Origin of the sequence: Paraburkholderia largidicola (genome assembly GCF_013426895.1) — a bacterium.
Lineage (GTDB): Bacteria > Pseudomonadota > Gammaproteobacteria > Burkholderiales > Burkholderiaceae > Paraburkholderia > Paraburkholderia largidicola.
The window spans coordinates 1,577,319-1,603,502 of sequence record NZ_AP023174.1; the positions used below are offsets into that span (position 1 = coordinate 1,577,319).

Annotated in this window: 21 protein-coding genes; 16 read left to right on the plus strand and 5 right to left on the minus strand. The window is 63.0% G+C overall.

Going from position 1 to position 26,184, the window contains the following annotated elements; all coding sequences use genetic code 11:
- The gene (locus tag PPGU16_RS07060) at window positions 1-639 is read right to left on the minus strand and encodes a LysE family translocator (protein ID WP_180722280.1); all 639 of its coding nucleotides are present in this window, start codon (window positions 637-639) and stop codon (window positions 1-3) included.
- 551 nt (window positions 640-1,190) lie between these two features.
- Here PPGU16_RS07060 and PPGU16_RS07065 point away from each other — a divergent pair.
- The 11 genes from PPGU16_RS07065 (at window position 1,191) to PPGU16_RS07115 (ending at window position 18,615) form a co-directional block, all read left to right on the plus strand.
- Window positions 1,191-2,147 (plus strand): sugar ABC transporter substrate-binding protein, encoded by a 957-nt coding sequence (locus PPGU16_RS07065; protein WP_180722281.1) that lies wholly within the window; start codon window positions 1,191-1,193, stop codon window positions 2,145-2,147.
- Between the two features lie 329 nt (window positions 2,148-2,476).
- Window positions 2,477-4,063 (plus strand): sugar ABC transporter ATP-binding protein, encoded by a 1,587-nt coding sequence (locus PPGU16_RS07070; protein ID WP_180722282.1) that lies wholly within the window; start codon window positions 2,477-2,479, stop codon window positions 4,061-4,063.
- Window positions 4,060-5,103, plus strand: coding sequence for an ABC transporter permease (locus PPGU16_RS07075; protein WP_180722283.1), 1,044 nt, complete (start codon window positions 4,060-4,062; stop codon window positions 5,101-5,103). Before PPGU16_RS07070 ends, PPGU16_RS07075 begins: the two co-directional genes overlap by 4 nt.
- A 116-nt stretch (window positions 5,104-5,219) precedes the next feature.
- On the plus strand, window positions 5,220-6,263 hold the full coding sequence (locus PPGU16_RS07080; protein WP_180722284.1) for a LacI family DNA-binding transcriptional regulator: 1,044 nt from the start codon (window positions 5,220-5,222) through the stop codon (window positions 6,261-6,263).
- Window positions 6,264-6,338: 75 nt separating this feature from the next.
- A complete protein-coding gene (gene rbsK, locus PPGU16_RS07085; RefSeq protein WP_180722285.1) occupies window positions 6,339-7,268 on the plus strand; it encodes a ribokinase in 930 nt (309 codons plus the stop codon).
- A gap of 226 nt (window positions 7,269-7,494) precedes the next feature.
- Window positions 7,495-9,243, plus strand: a complete 1,749-nt coding sequence (locus PPGU16_RS07090) for a methyl-accepting chemotaxis protein (RefSeq protein ID WP_180722286.1) — start codon at window positions 7,495-7,497, stop codon at window positions 9,241-9,243.
- A gap of 366 nt (window positions 9,244-9,609) precedes the next feature.
- Window positions 9,610-10,371, plus strand: coding sequence for a 2-keto-4-pentenoate hydratase (locus PPGU16_RS07095; RefSeq protein ID WP_180722287.1), 762 nt, complete (start codon window positions 9,610-9,612; stop codon window positions 10,369-10,371).
- Between the two features lie 927 nt (window positions 10,372-11,298).
- Window positions 11,299-13,221, plus strand: coding sequence for a PrkA family serine protein kinase (locus PPGU16_RS07100; protein WP_180722288.1), 1,923 nt, complete (start codon window positions 11,299-11,301; stop codon window positions 13,219-13,221).
- 141 nt (window positions 13,222-13,362) lie between these two features.
- Window positions 13,363-14,634 (plus strand): YeaH/YhbH family protein, encoded by a 1,272-nt coding sequence (locus tag PPGU16_RS07105; RefSeq protein ID WP_180722289.1) that lies wholly within the window; start codon window positions 13,363-13,365, stop codon window positions 14,632-14,634.
- On the plus strand, window positions 14,631-16,367 hold the full coding sequence (locus PPGU16_RS07110) for a SpoVR family protein (RefSeq protein WP_060601115.1): 1,737 nt from the start codon (window positions 14,631-14,633) through the stop codon (window positions 16,365-16,367). Before PPGU16_RS07105 ends, PPGU16_RS07110 begins: the two co-directional genes overlap by 4 nt.
- A gap of 952 nt (window positions 16,368-17,319) precedes the next feature.
- On the plus strand, window positions 17,320-18,615 hold the full coding sequence (locus PPGU16_RS07115; protein WP_180722290.1) for an MFS family transporter: 1,296 nt from the start codon (window positions 17,320-17,322) through the stop codon (window positions 18,613-18,615).
- Between the two features lie 92 nt (window positions 18,616-18,707).
- On the opposite strand, the gene PPGU16_RS07120 is transcribed toward PPGU16_RS07115, so the two are convergent.
- Together PPGU16_RS07120 and PPGU16_RS07125 are read right to left on the minus strand one after the other, a co-directional pair.
- A complete protein-coding gene (locus PPGU16_RS07120; RefSeq protein ID WP_180722291.1) occupies window positions 18,708-19,685 on the minus strand; it encodes a glycosyltransferase family 2 protein in 978 nt (325 codons plus the stop codon).
- Window positions 19,686-19,955: 270 nt separating this feature from the next.
- On the minus strand, window positions 19,956-20,144 hold the full coding sequence (locus PPGU16_RS07125) for a hypothetical protein (RefSeq protein ID WP_180722292.1): 189 nt from the start codon (window positions 20,142-20,144) through the stop codon (window positions 19,956-19,958).
- A gap of 115 nt (window positions 20,145-20,259) precedes the next feature.
- Between PPGU16_RS07125 and PPGU16_RS07130 the strand changes: the two genes are divergently transcribed.
- Window positions 20,260-20,490 carry a hypothetical protein gene (locus PPGU16_RS07130; RefSeq protein WP_180722293.1) on the plus strand — a complete coding sequence of 77 codons (231 nt, stop codon included), beginning with the start codon at window positions 20,260-20,262 and terminating at the stop codon, window positions 20,488-20,490.
- A 36-nt stretch (window positions 20,491-20,526) separates the two neighbouring features.
- Here PPGU16_RS07130 and PPGU16_RS07135 read toward each other — a convergent pair whose 3' ends face one another.
- Both PPGU16_RS07135 and PPGU16_RS07140 read right to left on the minus strand, forming a co-directional pair.
- Complete coding sequence (locus PPGU16_RS07135) at window positions 20,527-20,991, minus strand: hypothetical protein (protein ID WP_180722294.1); 465 nt, start codon at window positions 20,989-20,991, stop codon at window positions 20,527-20,529.
- A 138-nt stretch (window positions 20,992-21,129) separates the two neighbouring features.
- A complete protein-coding gene (locus PPGU16_RS07140; RefSeq protein ID WP_243460575.1) occupies window positions 21,130-22,470 on the minus strand; it encodes an MFS transporter in 1,341 nt (446 codons plus the stop codon).
- Between the two features lie 260 nt (window positions 22,471-22,730).
- Between PPGU16_RS07140 and PPGU16_RS07145 the strand changes: the two genes are divergently transcribed.
- From PPGU16_RS07145 to cls, 4 genes are all read left to right on the plus strand, one after another.
- Window positions 22,731-23,600, plus strand: coding sequence for a mechanosensitive ion channel family protein (locus PPGU16_RS07145; RefSeq protein ID WP_180722295.1), 870 nt, complete (start codon window positions 22,731-22,733; stop codon window positions 23,598-23,600).
- A 281-nt stretch (window positions 23,601-23,881) separates the two neighbouring features.
- A complete protein-coding gene (locus PPGU16_RS07150; protein ID WP_180722296.1) occupies window positions 23,882-24,094 on the plus strand; it encodes a hypothetical protein in 213 nt (70 codons plus the stop codon).
- Window positions 24,095-24,400: 306 nt separating this feature from the next.
- Window positions 24,401-24,661: a hypothetical protein gene (locus PPGU16_RS07155; protein WP_180722297.1), complete on the plus strand. Its 261-nt coding sequence runs from the start codon at window positions 24,401-24,403 to the stop codon at window positions 24,659-24,661.
- Between the two features lie 78 nt (window positions 24,662-24,739).
- Window positions 24,740-26,002, plus strand: coding sequence for a cardiolipin synthase (gene cls, locus PPGU16_RS07160; RefSeq protein ID WP_180722298.1), 1,263 nt, complete (start codon window positions 24,740-24,742; stop codon window positions 26,000-26,002).
- Window positions 26,003-26,184 lie beyond the last annotated feature (182 nt).

A 26,184-nucleotide genomic window follows, 5' to 3' on the forward strand; every position in this document is an offset into this window, starting at 1 on the left:
TCAGCGCTTCGTCAACGCGAGCCGCACACCGAGGCCGATAAAGCCCGCGCCGACCACCCGGTCGATCCACCGCCGCACGGAAGGCCGCGAGTTCACGGCGCGCGCCGCCGTCGCAGCGAGCCACGCGATCACGCAGTCGTTGATGAGTCCGAGCGTCACGAACACGGCGCCCAGCAGGAGAAACGCGAGCGTCTTGTGCGGGCTGTCGGCGCTGACGAACTGCGGGAAGAACGCGACATAGAACAGCAGCACCTTCGGGTTCGACGCGTTGGTCACGAAGCCGCGAAACAGCAGCGTGCCACGCGACAGACGCGGTGCGGCAGGTGCTGCTTCTCCCTTGACCACGGCGGTCGCCGCGGGCCACAGCATGCGCAAGCCGAGATACATCAGATAGGCGGCGCCGATCCACTTGATCGCATTGAAGGCGCCCGGTGATGCCGCCAGCAGCGCCGTGATGCCGAGCGCGCACGCGACGGTATGCATGCAGCCGCCGAACGCGACACCCAGCGCGGAAAGCATGCCTGCGCGCCGGCCTTGTGCGATGCTCTGGCCCGCCACATACGCGATGTCGGGCCCCGGCGTCAGATTGAGCACGGTGACGGCGATGAGAAACAGCGGGAACTGACTGATACCTAACATGGCAACCCCGTGGCAACTCCGCAGATGAATACACGGCCAGGCCGCGATGCCGCGCGCAACGGCAAGCGCCGACCGCGCCATCCGCTTCATGATACCCACGTCCCATCTGTTGCGCAGACCCCGATGACAAGCGCTATTTAACTTGCAGCACGCGCAATTAAGCGCCAGCATATGCGACCTGCTTGCCACATAACTTGCGGCTCGCGGGAAGATAGGGAAGCAGCAGTAAGGCCATACCGGCGCGTTCCAGCGCCGGGCAGCAACGAGCGCCGCTGCGAACAGGACGCGAGCCTTTGCACAGGCCGCGCGGTTCGCACGGCCAACCAACGCAGAACAAGCGAGCCATTCTTGCAACGACGTCATTCGCCGTACCGCCGAAGCTCGACGGCACACCGTGCGTCCGGCCGCGCGCCGGGCGTCGCGGCGTGCTGTGCAGCGCAGCACCGTCAGTCGTTGACACTGCGAACAGGCGCCGCCGAGAATAGCGCTCGCAAACGTTTGCGGACAATCAAAAAACGGGCTCGCACGAGTCCAACAACTGGAGATACTGCATGAACCTACGCATTCGCCGCCGCGTTTTGACCACCGCCGTCGTGCTCACGGCAGCCGCCGCGATGCCGTTTTCTTCGGCGTGGGCCCAGGCCGCGAAGAAACCTAAAGTCGCGCTCGTGATGAAGTCGCTCGCCAACGAGTTCTTCCTGACGATGGAAACGGGCGCGAAGGACTACCAGAAGCACAACGCCAACCAGTTCGATCTGATCACGAACGGCATCAAGGACGAGACCGACACGGCCAATCAGATCCGCATCGTCGAGCAGATGATCGTGTCGAAGGTCGATGCAATCGTGCTCGCGCCGGCTGATTCGAAGGCGCTCGTGCCCGTGGTCAAGAAGGCGGTCGATGCCGGCATCATCGTGGTCAACATCGACAACCGGCTCGATCCGGAAGTGCTGAAGTCGAAAGATCTGAACGTGCCGTTCGTCGGCCCGGACAACGCGAAGGGCGCCGAGAAGGTCGGCGACTATCTGGCCAAGAAGCTGAAGTCGGGCGACGAGGTCGGCATCATCGAAGGCGTGTCGACCACGACCAACGCGCAACAGCGCACGGCCGGCTTCAAGACGGCGATGCAGAAGGTCGGCGCGAAGATCGACTCGGTGCAATCGGGCGAATGGGAAATCGACAAGGGCAATGCGATCGCGTCGTCGATGCTCAATGCATACCCGAACATCAAGGCGCTGCTGTGCGGCAACGACAACATGGCGATCGGTGCGGTGTCGGCGGTGCGCGCGGCGGGCAAGCAGGGCAAGGTCTATGTGGTCGGCTACGACAACATCAACGCAATCAAGCCGATGCTGAAGGATGGCCGCGTGCTCGCCACGGCTGACCAGTACGCAGCCAAGCAGGCCGTGTTCGGCATCGACGTCGCGCTCAAGGCGATCTCCGAGCACAAGAAGCAGTCGGACCTGTTGGGCGTCGTCGAAACGCCGGTCGATCTCGTCACGAAGTAACGGCCCGCGCGGGTGTCGGCCGGCACGCTGCCAGTGGTGCGTGCCGGCCTCGCGCGAATGTTAACCAAACGCTCAAGAAATTCGCCGCGCCGCCGTTATGCCAGAGGTAAGCGTCATGACGGCGGGCGATTCGCGCGAGGAAGCGGACGGGCTACGCGCAACCCGAGGCATTCTGCTTCGGAATGCGCAGGGTTGTGTCTTGCTTGTGGCCTTGTTCGTGCCCGCTTGCCGCATGACGTGCGCGGCCGCCAGCCAGCGCCGCCCGACGTGATGCCGGCCTTGCCGGGTTCGCGCAGGCGCCGCGCGGCGGCTACGAGATCTGGATCACGATGGCATCAACCGACCAAGAAACATTGCCTGCCGTGCTGTCCGTGAAAGGCATAGGCAAGACCTACGTCGAGCCTGTGCTGGCCGACGTTTCGCTGGCGTTGCACGCCGGGGAGGCGCTCGCGCTGACGGGCGAGAACGGCGCGGGCAAGAGCACGCTGTCGAAGATCATTGGCGGGCTGGTCGATCCGACGACGGGCACGATGCAGCTCGAAGGCCGGCCGTATGCACCCGCGAGCCGCACGGAAGCGGAAGCGCTCGGCATCCGGATGGTGATGCAGGAACTGAATCTGCTGCCGACCTTGTCGGTCGCGGAGAACCTGTTCCTGAACCGTCTCCCGCGCAACGGTTTCGGCTGGATCGATCGCGGCAAGTTGCGCGAGGACGCGCGCGGCGCGATGGCGCAAGTCGGGCTGGAGGCGATCGACCCGGATACGCTGGTCGGCGAGCTGGGCATCGGCCATCAGCAGATGGTCGAGATTGCGCGAAACCTGATCGGCGACTGCCGCGTGCTGATTCTGGATGAGCCGACGGCGATGCTGACAGCGCGCGAAGTCGACCTGCTGTTCGAGCAGATCGACGCGCTGAAGGCGCGCGGCGTCGCGCTCGTCTATATCTCGCACCGGCTCGAAGAGCTGGCGCGCGTGGCCGAGCGGATCGCCGTGCTGCGCGACGGCAAGCTGGTGCGCGTCGATGCGATGGCGAACCTGACGAGCGACCAGATCGTCACGCTGATGGTCGGGCGCGAGCTCGGCGAACGGATCGATCTGGGCGTGCGCAATATCGGCGCGACGCTGTTGAAGGTCGAGCGCATGAGTCGCGCGCCCGTGGTGCGCGACGTGTCGTTCGAGGTGAAGGCGGGCGAGATTTTTGGGGTCAGCGGGCTGATCGGCGCGGGCCGCACGGAACTGATGCGGCTCATCTACGGCGCGGACCCGAAGGATGGCGGGACGGTGTCGCTGGCGGCTGCGCCGGGCTCTGCGCCCACGCCCGTGCAAATCGATACGCCCGCCGACGCCGTGAAGCACGGCATTGCGCTGATCACGGAAGACCGCAAGGGCGAAGGCCTGCTGCTGCCGCAGCCGATCGCGGCGAACGTGTCGCTGGGCAATCTGCGCAGCGTCGCGCGGCATGGCATCGTCGACGCGAGGCGCGAGAACGCACTGGCGAAGAAACAGATCGACGCGATGCGCATCCGCACGTCGGGGCCGGCGCAGCCGGTCGGCGAGTTGTCGGGCGGCAACCAGCAGAAGGTCGTGATCGGCCGGTGGCTGGCGCGCGATTGCAGGGTATTGCTATTCGACGAACCGACGCGCGGCATCGATGTCGGCGCGAAGTTCGATATTTATGGATTGATGGGCGCGCTGGCTCGTGATGGGCGCGCACTGGTGGTCGTGTCGAGCGACCTGCGCGAACTGATGCTGATCTGCGACCGGATCGGCGTGATGTCGGCGGGACGCATGACGGGTGTGTTCGAACGGGACGAGTGGACGCAGGACGCGCTGCTCGCGGCGGCATTCGCGGGCTATCGCAATCGCGAGGCGCTGCTGCACACGCACGACACCGATCAAGGAGAGACTCAGTCATGAACGACCAAAGGGTCACGGACAAGGATTCGACGGCGAGCGCGGGCGCCGCCTCGGCGCCCGCCGCCGATCCGTCGGCGCCGCTCGCAAGCGGCAAGCCGGCGGGCACGCGTTTGGGCTTTTCGAACTATCTTGGTCTGGCGGGCGCGCTGATCGCGATGATCGCGCTGTTTTCGGTGCTGAGTTCGCACTTCCTGACGTACGACACGTTCGTCACGATCGCGAACCAGATTCCCGATCTCGTCGTGATGTCGGTGGGCATGACCTTCGTGCTGATCATCGCGGGCATCGACCTGTCGGTGGGCTCGGTGCTGGCGCTCGGCGCGTCGGTCGTGAGCGTCGCGGCGCTGAAGTGGCAGCTTGGTCCGTTCGCGGCGGCGGTGCTGGGTCTCGCCGCGGCGGCGTTGACGGGCACCGTCACGGGCGCGGTGACGGTGGGCTGGCGGATTCCGTCGTTCATCGTCTCGCTCGGCGTGCTGGAAGCGGCGCGCGGCCTGGCGTATCAGATGACGAACTCGCGCACCGCCTATATCGGCGACGCGTTCGACTTCCTGTCGAACCCGATCGCCGTCGGCATTTCGCCGGCGTTCCTGATCGCGGTGGCCGTGATGATCGTCGCGCAACTGGTGTTGACGCGTACGGTGTTCGGCCGCTATCTGGTCGGCATCGGCACGAACGAGGAAGCGGTGCGGCTCGCGGGCGTGAACCCGAAGCCGTACAAGGTGATCGTATTCGCGTTGATGGGCGCGCTGTCCGGGCTCGCGGCGCTGTTTCAGATCTCGCGCCTGGAAGCGGCCGACCCGAACGCGGGCGCCGGCGTGGAGCTGCAGGTGATCGCGGCTGTCGTGATCGGCGGCACGAGTCTGATGGGCGGACGCGGTTCGGTGATCAGCACGTTTTTTGGGGTGTTGATCATTTCGGTGCTGGCGGCGGGCCTCGCGCAGATCGGCGCGAACGAGCCGACCAAGCGGATCATCACGGGTGCCGTGATCGTGGTCGCGGTCGTGCTGGACACGTACCGCAGCAGGCGCAAGCGCAGTTGAAACGGGGCCGCCGTGGCGCGGGACGGCGGACACCCAGTAAGAACTAACGAGAGCACCGCGGATGCAGCATAAGCTGCATTGGCCAGCAATAAGAACAGGCAGGGGGTTTTCAGCTTATGGCGACGATCAAGGATGTGGCGGCCATCGCCGGCGTGTCGTTCACGACGGTGTCGCATGTCGTGAACAATACGCGGCCGGTGTCGGCGGATGTGCGCTCGAAGGTCGAACTGGCGATCCGCCAGCTCAACTACGTGCCATCCGCCGTCGCGCGGTCGCTGAAGGCGCGCTCGACGACGACGATCGGCCTCGTGGTGCCCAACAGCACGAACCCGTATTTCGCAGAACTCGCGCGCGGGATCGAGGACGGTTGCGCGCGCAATGGCTATTGCCTGTTCTTTTGCAACTCGGACGACGATCCTGCGAAGCAGCGCAATTACTTGCGCGTGCTGCAGGAAAAGCGGATCGACGGACTGATCGTCGCATCGGCGGGCGACGACGCGACGCTCGCCAGGACGTTGGCCGATTCGCGCGAGCCGCTGGTGATCGTCGACCGGAACATCGAAGGCGTTTCCGCCGATCTCGTGCAGATCGACCACGAAAAGGGCGCCTATCTCGCTACGCGCCATCTGCTGCAACTCGGGCATTCGAAGATCGGCTGCATCACCGGCCCGGTCGAGACGGCCGTCAGCGCGATGCGCGTGCACGGCTTCATTCGCGCGATGGCCGAGCGCGGCATCGAGATCGCGCCGAACGGCATCGTCGAAAGCGATTTTTCGGGCAGCGGCGGTTACCGCGCGGCGGGACAGCTGTTCGACACCGTGCAGCCGACCGCGATTTTCGCGGGCAACGACATGATGGGCATCGGCGCGCTGCGCGCGGCGGCCGAGCGCGGCCTGCGCGTGCCGCAGGACGTCTCGGTAATCGGCTTCGACGACATCGAACTGGGGCGCTTCACGTACCCGGCGCTGTCGACGGTCGGCCAGTCGGTGCGCGCGCTCGGCGAAATGGCGGCGCAGACACTGATCGAACGCATCAGCGGCACGCCGGCGGGCGCGCCCACGGGCGCCGCGTTCCGCCGCCGCGTAATCGCGCCGCGCCTGATCCTGCGCGAATCGACGGCGGCTTTTGCGGGCGCGCGTCGCGGCGTCAAAGCGGCCTGAGCGCAGCCGCGCCGCGCGCATGATGCATGCGGGCGCAACGAGGCGGCGCCCGGTTGGCAACCACAGGAGGCAACCGTGGCAACGAACGAAGCGCGTGGCCATGTAACCGTGGTCGGCAGTCTGAATATGGATCTCGTCGCGCGTGCGCCGCGTCTGCCCCAGCCGGGCGAAACGCTCGCGGGCCACGCGTTCGCGCAGGTCGCGGGCGGCAAGGGCGGCAATCAGGCCGTTGCTGCGGCCCGGCTCGGCGCGCAGGTGTCGATGCTCGGCTGTGTCGGCGCCGATCCCAACGGCGCGCAACTGCGCGCGGGTCTCGAAGCGGAAGGCATCGACTGCACGGCGCTGGAAACGAGCACGACGGAACCGACGGGCGTTGCCCTCATCATCGTCGACGACGGCAGCCAGAACGCGATCGTCATCATCGCGGGCAGCAACGGCGAGGTGACGCCTGCGACGCTCGCGCGGCACGAGGCCGCGCTGGCGGCGGCGCAGGTCGTGATCTGCCAGCTGGAGACGCCGCCCGCCGCCGTGCACGCAGCGCTCGCTGCCGCGCGAAGGCTCGGCAAAACCGTCATTCTCAATCCCGCGCCCGCTACCGGCCCGCTGCCCGCAGACTGGCTGCCTCTCATCGACTATCTGATTCCGAACGAACTCGAAGCCGCGACGCTGACGGGGCTGCCCGTCACGTCTCCCGCTGAGGCGAACGCCGCCGCCGACGCATTGCGCCGCGCGGGCGCCCGCAACGCGATCGTCACGCTTGGCGCGCAAGGCCTCGTGGCCGCGCTCGGCGAGGCGGCACCCCAGCATTTCGATGCGCCGCGCGTGAAGGCCGTCGATACGACGGCTGCGGGCGACACGTTCATCGGCGGCTTTGCTGCGCAACTGGCGTGCGGCGCGGATGTTGCCGATGCGATCCGCTTCGCGCAGCGCGCTGCGTCGCTGTCGGTGACGCGCGCCGGCGCGCAGCCTTCCATTCCCACTCGCGCCGAAGTCGGCGGCGCCTGACGCGCGCGGTCCTCGAAGCCCGGCGGGTCGCCGCCCGCCGCGACTTGTAATACTTACAATTCCTTCCGAGCTATTTCATCAGACCATATAGAAGCTTCAAGTCTTCCGTCGATGTGCCGTAAACGCAGTCAGAGCGTCACGATCCATAGCAAACGGCGCCGCGCACAACCACCGCATACGCAATGCGTTACCAAGCGCCTCTCATCGACATCTCACAGGAAGAAGCATGAACAAGGGCATCACCATCAAGGCGCGAATCGGCCTGACGATGGCTTTTCTCGCCGCGTTGCTGGTCGCGATCGGCCTTCTCGGGCTGTTCGGCCTGAGCCGCTCGAACGAATCGATGCGCGACATGTACACGAACCAGATGCCGAGCGCCGTCGATATCGGCAACGCCGAGATCTATGCGGCGCGCGAGCGTCTCGCGCTGGATCGCGCGGCGTTCATGATCGGCACGCCGGAAGCCGCCTCGACGCTGGAGCGCGCGCGCTCGATGCGCACGCTGTCGGACGAATGGTGGAAACGCTATCTGTCGCTGCCGCGCGGAAGCGAAGAAGATCGCCTCGCGCAGGAAGCCTCGGGCAAGCGGGACGCGCTGCATCAGGTGATGGAGTCCTTTTACGCAACCGTTAGCGCAAACGATCAACCGAAAATCCTCGACGGCGCGAAGCGACTGCAAGCCGCCTACAACGAACTCTCCACGGCCGACGACACGCTGCGCAAATATCAGTTCGAACAGGCGAAAGACGGTTTCGACAGCGCGCAGTCGAGCTTCTCGACGTTCCGTGTGATCAGCATCATCGGCCTTGCCGCGGGCGTGCTGGCGGCGCTGTTCTCGTACTTCACGCTGCGCAGCGCGATTGCGCGGCCGCTGTCGGAAGCGCTCGGGCACTTCGACGCAATCGCTTCCGGCGATCTGCGCCGCCCCGTCGTGCCGACCTCGCGTGACGAAATGGGCCAGCTGATCGACGGCATCGGCAAGATGCAGCGCAGCCTGACGGAGACCGTGCGTTCCGTGCGTTCGGGCAGCGAGTCGATCGCGACGGCCACCCGCCAGATCGCGGCGGGCAATATCGACCTGTCGTCGCGTACGGAAGAACAGGCGTCGGCGCTGCAGGAAACGGCGTCGAGCATGGAAGAACTGACGGGCACCGTGAAGCAGAATGCCGACAATGCCCGCCAGGCGAGCGCGCTCGCGGCGAACGCGTCGGACATCGCCAACAAGGGCAGCTCGGTGGTCAGCCAGGTGGTCGGCACGATGGGCGACATCAACCAGAGCTCGGCGAAGATCGCGGACATCATCGCGATCATCGAAGGCATTGCGTTCCAGACCAACATCCTTGCGCTGAACGCGGCCGTCGAAGCGGCACGCGCGGGCGAGGAAGGCCGCGGCTTCGCGGTGGTCGCGGGCGAGGTGCGCAGCCTCGCGCAGCGCTCGTCGGCGGCGGCGAAGGAGATCAAGGAACTGATCGATACGTCGGTCGAGCGGGTGCAGGCGGGCTCGGCGCTGGTCGACGAAGCAGGCCGCACGATGACGGAGATCATCAGCGCCGTGCAGCGCGTGACCGACATCATGGGCGAAATCGCCGCAGCTTCCGAAGAGCAGAGCAGCGGCATCGACCAGGTCGCCCGCGCCGTCACGCAGATGGACGAAGTGACGCAGCAAAACGCGGCGCTCGTCGAGGAAGCGGCGGCGGCTGCGTCGTCACTGGAAGAGCAGGCGGCCAAGCTGCGTACGACCGTTTCCGTGTTCCAGGTCGACGACGCAGGCGGCGCATTCGCCGCCACGCCGGCCAAGCGGCCCGTGCGCCACGCCGCGCCCGTCAGCGCGCCCCGCAGGATCGCGCCGTCCATGCCCGCGGTGAGCCCGGCGCCCGCAGCGCCCGTCGCTTCGCCCGCATCCGCGCCTGCCCGTGCGGCAGCGGCGCCGCAAAAAGCAGCGGCGACATCGGATGCGGATTGGGAAACTTTCTGACGCACCAAAACCGGGCTTGCGAGGCGGCATGCGCCGCCGTGCGTGAGCGAGCGCTTCGTCCGCTGATGCGAACGGTTGCGAAGTGATGCAGAACCGGGACGACTGCCCATGCCAGGGCAGTCGTCTTTTTCGTTTTGGCGCACACCGAACCCGACCCGGCGCGTAATTGTTCCGGTACATTGACGGACGCGGTGGCGAACCGGCCACCCGATGCCGTCATGCATCGTCCCAGGCCGCATGACGGCATGCAGACCGTATTACGTGAAGGCCGTGCGGCATCCCTCGTCGCGGTCTTTGCCTTGCCGCAACGTGATGCGCCGTTGCATCTGCCTCGCCACGCCCCAACACAGCCAACAGGGAAACGACATGACGGATCACGACCTCGCGCAACGCATCGTGCATGCGCGCCGCCAGCACCGCGCCATCGGCACGCTGCCGCTCGACAGCCTTCCGCCCGATGCGGCCACGGCCTACGCGATCCAGCAGGCGGTGATCGCGGGCCTGGGCGGCGAGACGGGCGCCTGGAAAATCGGTGCCAAAGCCCCGGGCGGCCCGACCTCGGGTGCGCCGATTCCTGCCGCGCTGACGGTTGCATCGCCGGCGAGGCTCGAACATGGTGCGTTTTTCCGCGTACTGCTGGAACTGGAGGTCGCGTTCCGCTTTGCCGAGCCGATCGAGCCGCAAGGCCAGGCCTATGCGCGCGATGAAGTGCTTGCGCGCGTGGGGTCGGTGCTCCCCACTATCGAGATCGTCGACAGCCGTTTTGCCGAATGGCCGAACATCGCGCCGCTCGCGCAACTCGCCGACGCCCAGAACAATGGTGCACTGGTGACGGGGCATCCCGTGTCTTATGCGTCGATCGCGCGTTCGTTCGATTTTGTTTCGCCCGAACTCGAACTGACGTTCGACGGCAAGTCGCTCGTGCCCGAATCGCCGGGCAACCCGGCAGGCGACCCGCGCGAGCTGCTGGTGTGGTTCGTCAACCATTGCGCGGCCATGGGTATCACGATCGAGCCGGAATGGACCATTACGACGGGCTCGTATGTGGGCGCACATCGCGTCGATGGGCCGGGCCGCGTCTATGGCCATATCGACGGGCTCGGCGAAGTCGAAGTCGAATTGACGTAAACCACTAAACGTCCCCACCGGCGACGAACCCCACCTTCATTCCACCCCATGCGGCAGCGGCACGTCGATGACGTCCGCTGCATGTGCATGCACTCATGCCCGCCTGCACCGGCACTATTGGCCATCGATCGCAGGCGAAGACGGGCAAACACCTGGCTACATCCACCTATTCAGACACGCACTGCGCAGGCCGTCATATAGACATGAACGAGCGTGCATGCCGACCCTGCCGACGTCATGGATTTTGATGTCGCGCATTGCTTGCGACGTCCGAAGCATGCATGGGTGCGTATGCAGGTTTGTGCTGATCGTGTTGAACGAAATGACATACGCGCTGACGAACAGCAGGAAATGCGCGTTGGCGCACATGCGAAACATGTAACACAGCGAGCGCGTTGTCGTCGCAAGCACCGATGCGCGCGTTATGGCGGAAACGGCGGCAGCAGCGCTGTCGAAGCACGAAGCATCGCGACGATGGAAGTGAGTCACATGCACTGCACGTACATGAAAGACGAAGTAATGTGTCGACGTAATGTGGTCAGGCAGACAGCGTGCTATGTGGGTCTTTTGCGAATGTGCGTAAAAGTGCAGGAAACGCGAGTGCAGGAAACGCGAGTGCAGGAGAGGCAAGTGCAGGGAACCGCGCGATGCCGCATGGTTCGTATGTCATGCGACAGATGAAGTGCGGGGAAGGAACGCGAGATGCGATGCAGCACTGCCCGTCGTGTTTCTCGCGGTGTGGGCAACGATTGTAGGTGACCGAATTTGCGTCATCAAGCAGGGGTAGGACAGTGCTAGCTGTGGCGCGATTTTCACAACGTAGTTCGTGAAAAAAAATTTAAAAGGGTTTAGGATGAATTCGAGCGATGTCGTTTCCTGATAGCGCGCCGCGCACGACATCGTCCCAGACTTCGGCGAGGAGGTAGCATGGATATCTACAGCAGTTTCGCGACCCGCTTCGAGAAAACGCGAGAGGAGGAACTTTCGCTCGAGGAGTATCTCGCGCTCTGCAAAGACAATCCCGCCGCGTACGCCACAGCCGGCGAACGCATGTTGACGGCAATTGGGGAACCGGAACAGATCGACACTCGTAACGATCCGCGTCTTTCGCGCATCTTCGCGAACAAGGTCATCAAGGTATACCCCGCGTTCCGTGAGTTCTACGGAATGGAAGACGTGATCGAGCAGGTGGTCGCCTACTTCAGGCATGCTGCCCAGGGGCTCGAAGAAAAGAAGCAGATTCTCTATCTGTTGGGCCCGGTGGGCGGCGGCAAGTCGTCGATCGCCGAACGGCTCAAGCAACTGATGGAACGCGTGCCGTTCTATTCGATCAAGGGTTCGCCCGTCAACGAGTCGCCCCTCGGGCTATTCGATTACGACGAGGACGGTCCCATCCTCGAAGAGCAATACGGCATACCGCGCCGCTACCTGAAGAGCATCCTCAGCCCGTGGGCGGTCAAGCGTCTGCACGAATACAACGGCGATATCCGCAAGTTCCGCGTGGTGCGCCGCTATCCGTCCATCCTGCGGCAGATCGGCATTGCGAAGACCGAGCCTGGTGACGAAAACAATCAGGATATTTCGTCGCTCGTCGGCAAGGTCGATATCCGCAAGCTCGAGCAATATGCGCAGGACGATGCGGACGCATACAGCTATTCCGGCGGCCTGTGCCTCGCTAACCAGGGCTTGCTCGAATTCGTCGAAATGTTCAAGGCGCCGATCAAGGTGCTGCACCCGCTGCTCACGGCAACCCAGGAAGGCAACTTCAAGGGCACGGAAGGCTTCGGAGCGATCCCGTTCGACGGCGTCATTCTCGCGCACTCGAACGAGTCCGAATGGAAGGCTTTCCGCAACAACCGCAACAACGAAGCACTGCTCGATCGTATCTTCGTGGTGAAGGTGCCGTACTGCCTGCGCTACTCGGAAGAGATGAAGATCTACGAGAAGCTGCTGCGCAATTCGTCGCTGGCCAATGCGGTCTGTGCGCCCGGCACGTTGAAGATGATGTCGCAGATGTCGGTGCTCACGCGCCTGCAGGAGCCCGAGAATTCGAGCCTATTTTCGAAGATGCAGGTGTATGACGGCGAGAACCTGAAGGACACCGATCCGAAGGCGAAGTCGTATCAGGAGTATCGCGATTTCGCGGGCGTCGACGAAGGCATGACGGGTGTGTCCACCCGCTTTGCGTTCAAGATCCTGTCGCGCGTGTTCAACTTCGACACGACGGAAGTCGCGGCGAACCCGGTGCATCTGATGTACGTGCTCGAACAGCAGATCGAGCGCGAGCAGTTCCCACCGGAAACCGAGCAGAAGTATCTGTCGTTCATCAAGGACGTGCTCGCGTCGCGTTATGCGGAATTCATCGGTAAGGAGATTCAGACTGCGTATCTGGAGTCGTATTCCGAGTATGGGCAGAACATTTTCGATCGCTATGTGACGTACGCCGACTTCTGGATTCAGGACCAGGAGTTCCGCGACCACGACACGGGCGAGAGCTTCGACCGCGCGGCGCTCAATGCCGAACTGGAGAAGATCGAGAAGCCTGCCGGCATCAGTAACCCGAAGGACTTCCGCAACGAGATCGTCAATTTCGTGTTGCGCGCGCGTGCCGCGAACGGGGGCAAGAATCCCGCGTGGATCAGCTATGAAAAGCTGCGCGTCGTGATCGAAAAGAAGATGTTCTCGAATACGGAAGAACTTCTGCCCGTCATCTCGTTCAATGCGAAAGGGTCGGCGGAGGAACAGCGCAAGCACGAGGACTTCGTCAATCGCATGGTCACCAAGGGCTATACGCCGAAGCAGGTGCGGCTCTTGTGCGACTGGTATCTGCGGGTGCGCAAGTCGTCATGAAATGCGTAGCGCAAAGCTCGCGCAAACGGGTTCGCTTCACCCGATTCGCGCGAGCCTCCTGCGAGGCGCGAGCCGCATGGACATAAGATTGCATGCGCAACTTGCGCCCCGCGTATTCCAAATCGGAGCGGGAGACTGGATGTGCTTCATCAAATCATCGACCGCAGGCTGGCAGGCAAGAACAAGAGCATTGCAAATCGCGAACGCTTTCTGCGTCGCGTGAAGGGATACATTCGGCGCGCTGTTTCGGAAGCGGTGCGCGACCGTAGCATCAAGGACATTCAAAACACCCAGAGCATCACGATTCCGCGCAAGGACATCGCTGAGCCGTCGTTCCGGCATGGTCCGGGCGGCAAGCGCGAAATGGTGCACCCGGGTAACGCGGACTATATCCGCGGCGACAAGATCCCGCGTCCGCAAGGAGGCGGCGGTAGCGGCGGCGGTGGCAGCGCCAGCAACGAAGGCGAAGGGCAGGACGATTTCGTCTTCGAACTGAGCCGCGAAGAGTTCATGCAGTACTTCTTCGACGATCTCGAACTGCCGCGTCTCGTCAAAACCCATCTGCTTGCCGTGCCGACGTGGAAGAGCATCCGCGCGGGCTGGGCGGCGGAGGGCACGCCGAACAACATCGATGTGGTGCGTTCGCTGCGCAGCGCATTGGGCCGGCGTATCGCGCTCGGCGCGCCGCTCGTCAACGAACTGCACGAACTCGAAAAGCAGCTCGAAGAGATGAAGGCGGACCCCGCCGACCGTCGCGAAGACATCAAGCTGCTGGAAGACGAGATCCATCATCTGCGCGGCCGCATCTGGCGCATTCCATTTATCGACCCATTCGATCTGCGTTACGTGAATCGCGTGAAGCAGCCGCAGCCGTCGAGCCAGGCCGTGATGTTTTGTCTGATGGATGTGTCGGGCTCGATGGACGAGCAGCGCAAGGATCTCGCCAAGCGCTTCTTCATCCTGCTGTATCTGTTCCTCAAGCGTAACTACGAGAAGATCGAGGTGGTGTTCATCCGCCACCATACGCGTGCCGAAGAAGTCGACGAAGACACGTTCTTCCATTCGACGGAGAGCGGCGGCACGGTCGTGTCGAGCGCACTGGAACTGATGCAGAAGATTCTCGACGAACGCTACTCGCCGACTGAATGGAATATTTACGGCGCGCAGGCTTCGGACGGCGACAACTGGACGGACGACTCGCCGAAGTGCCGCAAGATACTCGCAGATGACATTCTCGAGAAGGTGCGGTATTTTGCGTACATTCAGGTGACGCCTGAAGAGCAGAACCTGTGGCTCGAATATGCGCAACTCGCGCTGTCGCAGCCGCATATGGCGATGAAGAAGGTTGAGACGGCTGCGGATATCTATCCCGTGTTCCGCGAGCTGTTTGAAAAGCAGGTGGAAGCCGCATGACGACTCGCCACCTGCACAACGAGGCGCGAGGGTACGAGCCCGAGCGCAAGAAAGGCGTGCCGAAGCAGAGTGAGGCCGGGCATGCCGAGGCGAACACGGCACACGCGCAGGACGCGCGTGCGCCCGATGCCGGAGCAGGCGTAGCGCCTGACGCAGCTGCAGCACGGGGACCCACCGGGGCGCCCACCAAAGGGCAAAGGGAAGTCCGTATGAACGTTGCCGACAGAAGGCCGTTGCCGTGTCCGTCCGACTGGACCTTCGAGCTGATCGAAGAGTACGACACACATATTGCGCATGTTGCGGAGCAATATGAACTAGATGTCTATCCAATCCAGCTCGAGCTTATCAGCGCTGAACAGATGATGGACGCGTACGCGTCTGTCGGCATGCCGGTCAATTACCGGCACTGGTCGTTCGGCAAACACTTTCTCGCCACGGAAAAAAGCTACAGACGCGGGCAAATGGGCCTCGCGTATGAGATCGTCATCAACTCCAACCCCTGCATCGCGTATCTGATGGAAGAGAACACGATGACGATGCAGGCGCTCGTCATCGCGCACGCGGCCTATGGCCACAACTCGTTCTTCAAGGGGAATTACCTGTTCCGCCTGTGGACGGATGCGCACGCGATCATCGATTACCTCGTCTACGCGAAGAACTACATCGCGGAGTGCGAAGAGCGTTTTGGCCTCGACCGCGTCGAGGAACTGCTCGACTCGTGCCATGCGCTGATGAACTACGGCGTGGATCGCTACAAGCGTCCGCAGAAGCTGTCTCTGCAGAAGGAGTTCGCGGCGCGCCGCGAGCGCGAAGCGTATCTGCAGTCGCAGGTGAATGAACTGTGGCGCACGCTGCCGAATCGTCACACGCCTTTGCCCGAAGAAGTGGAGGAGCGTTATCCGCCGGAGCCGCAGGAGAACCTGCTGTATTTCGCGGAGAAGAACGCACCGCTGCTCGAACCGTGGGAGCGTGAAGTCATCCGTATCGTGCGGAAGATCGGCCAGTACTTCTATCCGCAGCGTCAGACGCAGGTGATGAACGAAGGTTGGGCCACGTTCTGGCACTACACGCTGCTCAACACGATGTACAACGAGGGCAAGCTCGAAGACGGCTTCATGATGGAGTTTCTCCATTCGCACAGCAACGTCGTGTATCAGCCGCCCGTGACAAAGCCGTATTACAGCGGCATCAATCCGTATGCGCTTGGCTTTTCGATGATGAGCGACATCCGGCGCATCTGCGAGAACCCCACGGAAGAGGACCGCAAGTGGTTTCCGGATCTCGCGGGTAGTCCGTGGCTGCAGGCGCTGCATTACGCCATGCGTAACTTCAAGGACGAGAGCTTCGTCGCGCAGTATCTGTCGCCCCATCTGATCCGTGAAATGCGGCTTTTCTCGGTGCTCGACGATGATATGCGCGATGCGCTCGAAGTTTCCGCGATTCACGATGACAGTGGCTATCGGTATGTGCGGCAGGCATTGTCGCGGCAGTACGATATGCATCATCGCGAGCCGAATATTCAGGTGTATTCGGTCAATACGCGCGGTGACCGCAGTCTCACATTGCGCCATTTCATGAGCGATAACCGGCACCTTTCCGGGGATAGCGATGAAGTGCTCAAGCACATGGCCAGGTTGTGGCAGTTTGATGTGTATCTCGAGAGCGTCGATGAAAATGGTACGGTGAGGAAACGCTACGAGTGTCGATATACGGCACCTGCGGTGCGGGTTTAGTCCGGTTTTTTCTTTTCTTTACTGGCTTTGTGGCTCTGCCGGCTTGCTTTTGTTTTTGCTGGCATCCGCGATTTGTTATTGGTGCTTCAAGCGTCGCCCCTGTGCGGGGCGGCACCTACTTTTCTTTGCCGCCGCAAAGAAAAGTAGGCAAAAGAAAGCGGCTCACACCACCAATCCTTGTTACTGCCTGAGGGCCCCCACAGGTTCTTACACTTCAAACGGTAACCACGTGACCCACGTTCGTTGCCAGCGCTCTCGCAGTGCGCCTCACCTGCATCTGCTCCCGCATTCCAGCATGCCGCGCCAGACCTTCCACGGCCGCCCAGGCGGCAAACTGTGTGTCGGCCGTAGTGCATCACACGCCTCACTCCGGACCGATAGCGCACGCGTTCCACCCTGCAAGAGCGCTACCCTTAACGACGCGACAACCTACACACAGTTTGCCACCTGGGCGGCACATACCGTTCGCTGCCGTAGGCCCAGGTACGGGTATGCGAGGCGGGTGAGGCGTTCATTCGAAGCGTTGGCAACGGGCAATGAACAACGCGTTATCGTGTGACGTGTGGGGACGTTGGGGGCCCGTGGATGAGAACACGGGCTGGCGGTGTGAGCCGCTTTCTTTTGCCTACTTTTCTTTGCGGCGGCAAAGAAAAGTAGGTGCCGCCCCGCACAGGGGCGACGCTTGAAGCACGAAAACAAAACGCGGATGCCAACGAAATCCCGAGCAAACCAAACCAAAACCAAAAACCAAACCAAACCGCATCCACATGCGGCCCGCTCCTGATATCCGTTAAGATACCGACCGCGCCCAACCTTACATATCTATACAATCTCGCAGGCGCGCTGCAACCCACTTGCAACCAGCCCGAAACCTGTCTGCAATTCCGGCGGCAGCAATAGAAAGCACAAAGCGGCGTCGACCGCTAAAAACCTTCAGAAGGGACCGACCAGCATGACCGACACGACCATCTTCACTCCCTCCGACACCCGGCGCCGCATCTTCGCGATCGTCGGCGCTTCGTCGGGCAATCTCGTCGAGTGGTTCGATTTCTACGTCTACTCGTTTTGCGCGCTGTACTTCGCGCCGGCGTTCTTTCCGAAAGGCGATACCACAGCGCAACTGCTGAATACAGCAGGCGTGTTCGCCGCGGGCTTCCTGATGCGCCCGATCGGCGGCTGGTTCTTCGGACGCCTCGCCGACAAACGCGGGCGCCGCTTCGCGATGATGGTGTCGGTGTTCATGATGTGCGGCGGCTCGCTCGTGATCGCCATGCTGCCGACCTATGCACAGATCGGCGCGCTCGCTCCCGCGTTGCTGCTTGTTGCGCGCCTGTTCCAGGGTTTGTCGGTGGGCGGCGAGTACGGCACCAGCGCAACCTACATGAGTGAAGTCGCCCTGAAGGGCCGCCGCGGTTTCTTCGCGTCGTTCCAGTACGTGACGCTGATCGGTGGCCAGCTGTTCGCGCTTCTGGTGCTCGTGATCCTGCAGCAACTGCTGACGACGGAAGAACTGAAGGCCTGGGGCTGGCGCGTTCCGTTCGTGGTCGGTGCGCTTGCCGCGCTGGTCGCGCTGTACCTGCGCCGCTCGCTCGATGAAACAACCACGGCCGAGACGCGTCAGCGCAAGGAAGCGGGCACGCTGCGCGGCATGTGGCAGCACAAGGGCGCGTTCTTCACGGTGCTCGGCTTCACGGCAGGCGGCTCGCTGATTTTCTACACGTTCACGACCTACATGCAGAAGTACCTCGTCAACACGGCAGGCATGCATGCCAAGACAGCCAGCAACGTGATGACGGCGGCGCTCTTCGTGTACATGATCATGCAGCCTGCGTTCGGCGCGCTGTCGGATCGCATCGGCCGCCGTCAGTCGATGCTGCTGTTCGGCTTCTTTGCGACGATCGGCACGGTGCCGTTGCTGCACGCACTGAAGGACGTGACAAGCCCTGTGATGGCGTTCGTGCTGGTGGTGATCGCGCTGGCCATCGTGAGTTTCTATACGTCGATCAGCGGCCTCATCAAGGCCGAGATGTTCCCGCCGGAAGTGCGCGCGCTCGGCGTCGGCCTGTCGTATGCCGTTGCCAATGCAATCTTCGGCGGCTCGGCGGAATACGTCGCGCTGTGGCTCAAGCAGGCGGGCAGCGAATCGATGTTCTACTGGTACGTGACCGTGCTGTGCGCGATTGCCGGCCTCGTGTCGTTCCGTATGCGCGATCCGTCGAAGGTAGGCTACCTGCGTAACGAGCCGTGATGCGTCCGGCTTTGCAACGCCAACGCTGAAACGCAAAAAGCGGCTCTTTCAAAGAGCCGCTTTTTAATTCTGCGCGATGTCGGGAAAGGTACTCAAGGAAAGCGCGGCGCCGAAGGCGGCAGCCCACGCCACTTCATGGTGATGAACGCGCGCGCGATCAGCGACAGGTGATAGTAGAAGCGTGCGTCGAAACCGTAGGCGTACGCATACGGATGCTCGAAGGCCACACGTAGCGCCGCAAGCGGTGCATCGTTCTTCGCGTACAACGACACGACGATAGGCGCGAGCCTTCGCAACGCGAGACGCCGGGCAGGTTCGAGCGATGCGTCGAGTTCGAGTGCCGTCACGAACTCGAAGGCCGTCAGCGAAGCCGCGAAAGTCGAGCCGCGCGTGCTGTGCGAAATCGACACATCGGTCTTGCGGTAGTACGACACATAGCGATGCAGGTAATACACCTGCGAAGCGGCCAGGCACAACTCCGAGCCGAACACGTAATCGCAGCACATGCCGACATCGTCGCGATAGCTGATCCGTTTGACGAGATCCGCGTTCGCCATCCAGCCGTTGTTCGGGAACATCTGCACGAGACCCGTGCGCCCCGGCTGCTTCTGCAAGCCTTGCGCGAGCGCGGTGCGATGGAAGTCGGCGTTCAGCTCCGCGCTTTTCGACGTATCGACGTTGCCTTGCGCATCCACTTCATACTGGTCTGCGAATGCGACTTCGAGTTGCGGATGCTGCTGCCATAGTTCCAGCAAACTCGCGATGCCGTCGTTGGCGAAGTAGTCGTCGTCGTGAATCAATGCGATCTTGTCGCCGCTCGCGCGCGCAAAAAGGCTCGCAACGTTGCGCGCCTGGCCGAGCGATGGCTCGTTCTTCACATAGCGCACGCGCGCGTCGTGCGCATAGCGCGTTTCGATCAGCGCTTGCGTACGGCTGTCGCTCGAATCGTCGCCGATCAGGATTTCGATGTTGGTATGTGTCTGAGCCAGACACGAGTCCAGACATTCGACGATCAGCTCAGGCCGATTGCATGTCGGGACGCAAATGGAAACCTTGCAGGATGTCGTCATTGTTTTCCGCTCGCTCCATTAAACGGATGGCAGCGAACGCTTCACATTACGAAATCTTTCGCTGCAAGCGGAAAGGTAGATGAAGGGGGCAGAAAAATAACCAGAAATAATTCAGTAAAAAATGCGGGGCGCGTCGGGTCGAACGGCACACAATGCGCACGCCGCGCCGAAAAAAATACGGCGGCCCTGCAAAATGTGCAGACCGCCGTATTTCTTGCCACAAATGACCGCGCTTGCGCGCAGTTTGAATCAGCCGCTGTCCAGTCCCGCTCAGCCGACGGGAGGCTCACCTTCGCCGGGTTTCTTGCCGGGTCGATCCGCTGGCGACTGCTTGCGGCTTTCGTCGTCACGCTCGGGCATCTTGCTGTTTTCGTTATCGCTATGGACCGGGTGCTTCGGGTGTTCGATGTCGCCGCCCGGGCTGGTTGTGGCTGCCTTTTGCTGCTTTTCGCTGCTCATGAGACGCTCCCTCCTGACAAGACCTGTCGATGATCGAGCAATTGCCGCTCCCGTCCCGCCATTGATAGACTCATCGACAGGCGCCAACCATTAAAAACAGCCGACGGAGACAATTATGAGCAAAATCGCGTTTCAGGATTTCGAACGCCAGGTCTTGCAACGCCACATGATCCGCGGACACGTGTACGAGAACGCCGCCGCGCTCGTCGAGCGGGCGAACGCGTGGCTTGCGGAGCACAACGTCGACGTGATCAACGTCGAAAGCCTGTCGACGTTCGGTTCCGGCGACGATACGAGCGTGAGCCACTGGTACTCGGGTATCCGGGTCTGGTATCGGGTCGAATAGCGGCGGGGCGACTGCGCGGTTTCGGCGGCTTTCTCGCTACTTACCCGAGACGACCAGCTTCACCTTGTTCGCGCCGGCGGGCATCGCGGTGATCTGCGTGCGCCTTTCGCGCGGACCGATATAGAAGTGCTGACGCGCAGGCGAATTCACGTCATGCGTCGCGTCGGGCAGGCACGAAGCGATGTCCGCCGCGACGGCCTGCAACGCCGTCGTGCTCGATCCTGCGCCGCCGCTCGGCGTCCATGAGCATTCGTAGCTGCCTTTGGCCGCGCCGCAATGCGCGTCGTCGCCATAGGGCTGCGCGATGCCTTTGCCGTCCTCCGGCGTCAGTTGAGAAAAGCCCGTGGGCGCGGCCGCGACGATGCGCTTGAGCGCCGTGCAAGGGCTGGGCGCGTCGTCGGCGCGCGCTGATAGCGGCATCAGCGTCGCGGCTGCGAGCGCGGTGATGGCGAAGATTCCATGGATTGGATGAATGCGACGGGCGTGTCGGCTCGGGTGCATGTGCGTCTCCTTGGCATGGATGGCTGCGGAGCGTGCGTTCGCAGCCGATCTGTCCAGAGCTTTGCAATGAACGCGCCTGATCGTGCACGCATGCCCGAGGCGCCTGGCTGACGCGGCGCGTCGATCACAGGAGAAGCGTCACGCCGTCACTTCATGCTGCTCTTCGCGTTCGAGGGAGCGCGTGCGGTGCAATTCCGGAAACAGCTTCATCCATAGCAGCGCGATCGCGATCGTCGCGCATCCGCCGACGAGCACGGCTGTTTGCGCGCCCCACCAGCCCGCCGTCACGCCCGACTCGAACTCGCCGAGCTGATTCGACGTGCCGATGAACAGCGAATTGACGGCGCTGACGCGACCGAGCATCTCGTCGGGCGTGCGCAATTGCACGAGCGACAGCCGCACGACCACGCTGATCACATCCGATGCGCCGAGCGCCATCAGCGCGAGCAGCGACACGATGAACGAATGCGACAGTCCGAACACGAGCGTCGCCATGCCGAACGCGATCACGCCGCCGAACATCGCCGCGCCGGGCCGCTTGCGTAACGGGAAATGCGCCAGCCAGATCGTGCCGCCAAGCGCGCCGACGGCCGATGCGGACCGCAGCAGGCCGAGACCGAGCGGCCCGGCATGCAGCACGTCGCGCGCGAAGATCGGCAGCAACGCGGTCGCGCCGCCGAACAGCACCGCGAAAAGATCGAGCGACAGCGCGCCGAGAATCACCGGCTGGCTGCGGATGAAACGCACGCCCGAGAACACCGATTCGAGCGTGACGGGCGCGCGCGGCACGGGCTTCGTGCGCAGCGGGATCGTGCTGACGGCAGCCGACGCCAGCGCGAACGACAGCGTGCATGCGAGATACGCCGCGCCCGGCCCGATGCCGTAGAGCAGACCGCCTAGCGCCGGCCCGCCGATCTGCGCGGCCTGGTTCGCGGAGGTGGCCCACGCCGTTGCCTGCGAGAGTTGGGCGCGCGGCACGACGCCGGGCAGCAGCGACGCGACCGCGGGCGATTCGAACGCGCGCGCCGCGCCGACGCAGGCAGCGAGCACGTAGATCACGGGCGCGCTGATCCAGCCGCCGAAGGTGCCCCACGCGAACAGCGCCGCGGCCACGCATTCGAGCCCCTGGCAGATCGACGCGATGCGTCGCCGGTCATAGCGGTCCGCGACCTGGCCGACCACGAGCGTCAGCACGAACATCGGCAGGAACTGCGCGAGGCCGACGAGGCCGAGCGCGAATGCGCTGTGGGTGAGCGCATAGATGTGCCAGCCCATCGCGACGGCGAGCATCTGGAACGACAGCGACGACAGCACACGCGTACACCAGAAGCGCTGGAACGGCGTCTGTCGAGGCAGACTGATTTCGGGTTCTCGCTCGGCTTCGCCGACGAGTTTGTCGAATGCGTCGGGGGTGGCCTGGGCGGTCGGGTCGTTGGTGGGGCTGACCTGTTCGCTGGTGTCGGCGGGTGGTGTTTTCATCGATAGAGGGATCATCGTCCCATATAACGGGCGCGATTTGCGTCGCGCATGCGCGCCTGCCCTCAGGCACCGCATTTGCACGCGCATTGTCGGGCAATAGCTCAACGGAACCGCGGGTTCTGTCGAGGCTTCGTTCGGGCCGCCAGTGTAGAGCAAGTCGGCTGTGCTTGCCGCGCCGTACCCGAACGTGTCCGGCATGACTCGTTACTTGCCGTTACGGCGACGTTGCGCTGCACCTTTTCAAACTACCGATATGAACCATGGATGATCTGCTCGCCCGTATGTTTCACCTCCAGCCGTCGCTGCTCGTAACGCTCACGCATGACCTGATGCATGCGGGCGTGGCGATACTGATCCTGATCGTCGGATGGTGGCTATCCAACCGGCTCGGCGCGCTGCTGTCGAAGGCGATGTCGCGTACGCACGCGGACCCGACGCTCGCGCCGATGATCAACGCGATCGGCACATGGACCGTGCGTGTGCTGGTGCTGTTCGCCGCGCTCAGCGAAGTCGGCGTCGCGACGGCGAGCGTGCTGGCCGTGCTCGGCGCGGCCGGTCTCGCCATCGGCCTTGCGCTCCAGGGGACGCTGCAGAATATTGCAGCCGGCATTATGTTGCTGATGCTAAGGCCGTTCCGGGCTGGCGACGTGATCGAAGGCTCCGGCGCGACGGCAGGCATCGTGCGCGAAGTGGGGCTCTTCACGACGCGCATCGAACGCAGTGACGGTAATGACGTTTTCGTGCCGAACAGTCAGATCTGGAGCAATCCCGTCATCAACTACAGCAGCGGCGGCACGCAGCGCGTCGAGGTGAAGGTGGACATTGCGCAGCGCAAGGACGTCGCCTGCGCCATCGAGGCGCTCAAGAAGATGGTCGCCGGCGACCCGCGTGTGCTGGCGGGCGCGACGCTCGCGCCTGTCGTGACGGCAGCGGATTACCAGCGCGGCGGTGGCGCGGCGGTGCGTGTGGCCGTCTGGGTCAGCGGGGCGGATGCCCAGCTCGCCGCCGACGATATGCGTGATCGTGCGCGGGCCGTCCTGGAAGAGGCGGGCTGCAAGACGACGGAAACGTCCCGTGCGCAGCCGACGGAACCGGGGCGCATGCGCCAGTCCGAAACGCCTTATGCCTGATCGATAACCCTTCAGCAGGCGCCGTTTGACCCACTGCGGGCAGACGCGCCTGACCATCTTCTGCAAGCCTCGACCCTGCGCCAATGCGCGCAAGGCACGCACTGTTTCATCGCCAGATTTGCCCGATTTTCGAGCCTTTCTCTCAGCATCGCTTCTTTTCCACGCCTGGCGGCACGCACCCGAGCGTGCATTTCCGCACTGGCATGTTGCAAAGCCGCAATTCGACCTAGGTACAAACCCTAGTATTGAGATAAAATAGCGGCTTAAAGGAAGAGATTGCCATGTCGCCCCGTTTTCAGATCTTTGAAAAAATTGCGTTTTCGCTGGTTGTAATGTCCGCCGTGATGTGTTCCGGCTATATCGCCTGGGAAACGTCGCCCGGTTTCCAGGATGCCGTGCACGCGAGCGCCGCCGCCGTACGCTGGAGCGGCGACTACTCGTTCATCTGCGCGTCGACGGCTACCAACGCCTGCGATCAGTTGCCCATCGACTGACTCCTCGATACCGAACGGCATACGAAGCTGGCGCGTCTCTCGGCGCAGGCCAGCGAGCAGCGTCGCGTAATTTTCACTCCTTCCGTTCGCCTTTTTTTCAACGCGCCAACTGGTCATCCCGCCTGAGCCGCGTCCCGTCTCGAACATGCATCTGGAATGCCGCTTGCTTTCAATCAAGCGGCTGGGCTTCGTCTGTCCTGGTGACACGTTGCCCCGTTCCATCGAAAACCGTCGTCGCAGCCCGTTCATCATGCTGGTTCGGACTGCACGGTCTAGAACAATTCCGATGCATTCAGGAGCCGCGCCATGACGCCCACCACCCGGTATGAAATGCAGATCCTGCAGACGGACATGCGCATGCTGATCGCCGACGACACTGCAATCGAGTTCATTCCCGGTACGGCCGCAGGCGACGACATCGCGGGCAAGCCGTACGCCGTTCTGCACACGGATTCGCTCGCGACGCTGAGCGGCTGGCGCGAGGTGATGCAGGCAGGCGGCCGCCCGCATCGGCTCGTCAATACCGCCTATGGCTACCGTCAGGAAGTCAACAATCCCGACTGGTAACCTCACCGACCGGACGCGCCTCGCCGTGGCCACGCGGCGAGGCGCGCTTCGGCTCCTTCCCCCCGCTGAACGCGGCGCATGCTGACGATCCTGCTCACGGCCGTCGTCACGCTCGTCGTCGTGCTCGCGATCGCCAATCTGTCGACGGGCGAAAAGAAGATCGAGCACAAGATCGAGCGCCGCTACGGCAGCGACGATCCCCAGTTCATCCGCTCGATGGGTCTGCTGCTGGGCCCGCCCGTCACATCCGGCAACTGTTTCGACGTGCTCCTCAACGGCGACGAAATTTTTCCGTCGATGCTCGAAGGCATTGCGAGCGCGCAGAAAACCATCACCTTCGAAACGTTCATCTACTGGTCCGGCGCGATCGGCGAGCAGTTCGCCAGCGCTTTATCTGAAAAGGCGCGCTCAGGAGTCGCAGTGCATGTGCTGCTCGACTGGGTCGGATCGCAGAAGATGGATCGGCGCTACCTCGAGATGCTCAAAACTGCAGGTGCTGAAGTCATCCAGTACCACAAGCCGCACTGGACGGGACTTGGCCGCATGAACGATCGCACGCATCGGAAGCTGCTGGTGATCGACGGACGAATCGGCTTCACGGGCGGCGTCGGCATCGCGCAGGAATGGACAGGACATGCACAGGACGACAAGCACTGGCGCGACTCGCATTTTCGCGTGAGGGGCCCCGTGGTCGGACATATGCAGGCCGTCTTCATGGACAACTGGATCAAGGCGACGGGCAATGTATTGCATGGGCCCAACTATTTTCCTGAGGCGGATGAAGTGGGCGACGGTCTCGCGCACATGTTCAGCAGTTCACCGTCGGGCGGCAGCGACGACATGCAGTTGATGTATCTGATGGCGATCACGGCCGCGACGCGTTCGATCCATCTTGCAAGCGCCTATTTCGTGCCCGACAAGCTGACGATCAACGCGATCATCGAAGCAGCGAAGCGGGGCGTCGACGTGCGGATACTCACGCCCGGCAAGCACATCGATACGCATACCGTGCGCGAGGCGTCTCGCGCATGCTGGGGGCCGCTGCTCGAAGCAGGCGTGCAGATGTTCGAGTACCAACCGACGATGTTCCACGTCAAGCTGCTCGTGGTCGACGAATACCTGGTGTCGGTCGGCTCGACCAATTTCGATTCGCGCTCGTTCAAGCTGAACGACGAAGCCAACCTCAATATCTACGACGCCGCATTTGCACGCCGTCAGACGCAGATCTTCGCCGACGATCTCGCGAAGTCCAAACGCATCACGCTCGACGACTGGAACAGACGCCCCTGGACCAGGAAACTCGTCGATCGCGTGGTCGCGCTGCTCGATTCCCAGCTTTGACGGGCAAGCACGGCTTATGACGCCCGTGCGAGTGGCAGGCGGAGGTGCACCGCATGCATAGGCGGCGCACGTTCGGGTGGATCGCCTGCGGGCGGCTCCTGGCTGGGCGGCGCGCGATCCGGCTCACGTCCTGGAATGGGCGGCGAACTCGGGTCCGGGGCGGGATCGTCGTCGGGCGGCGG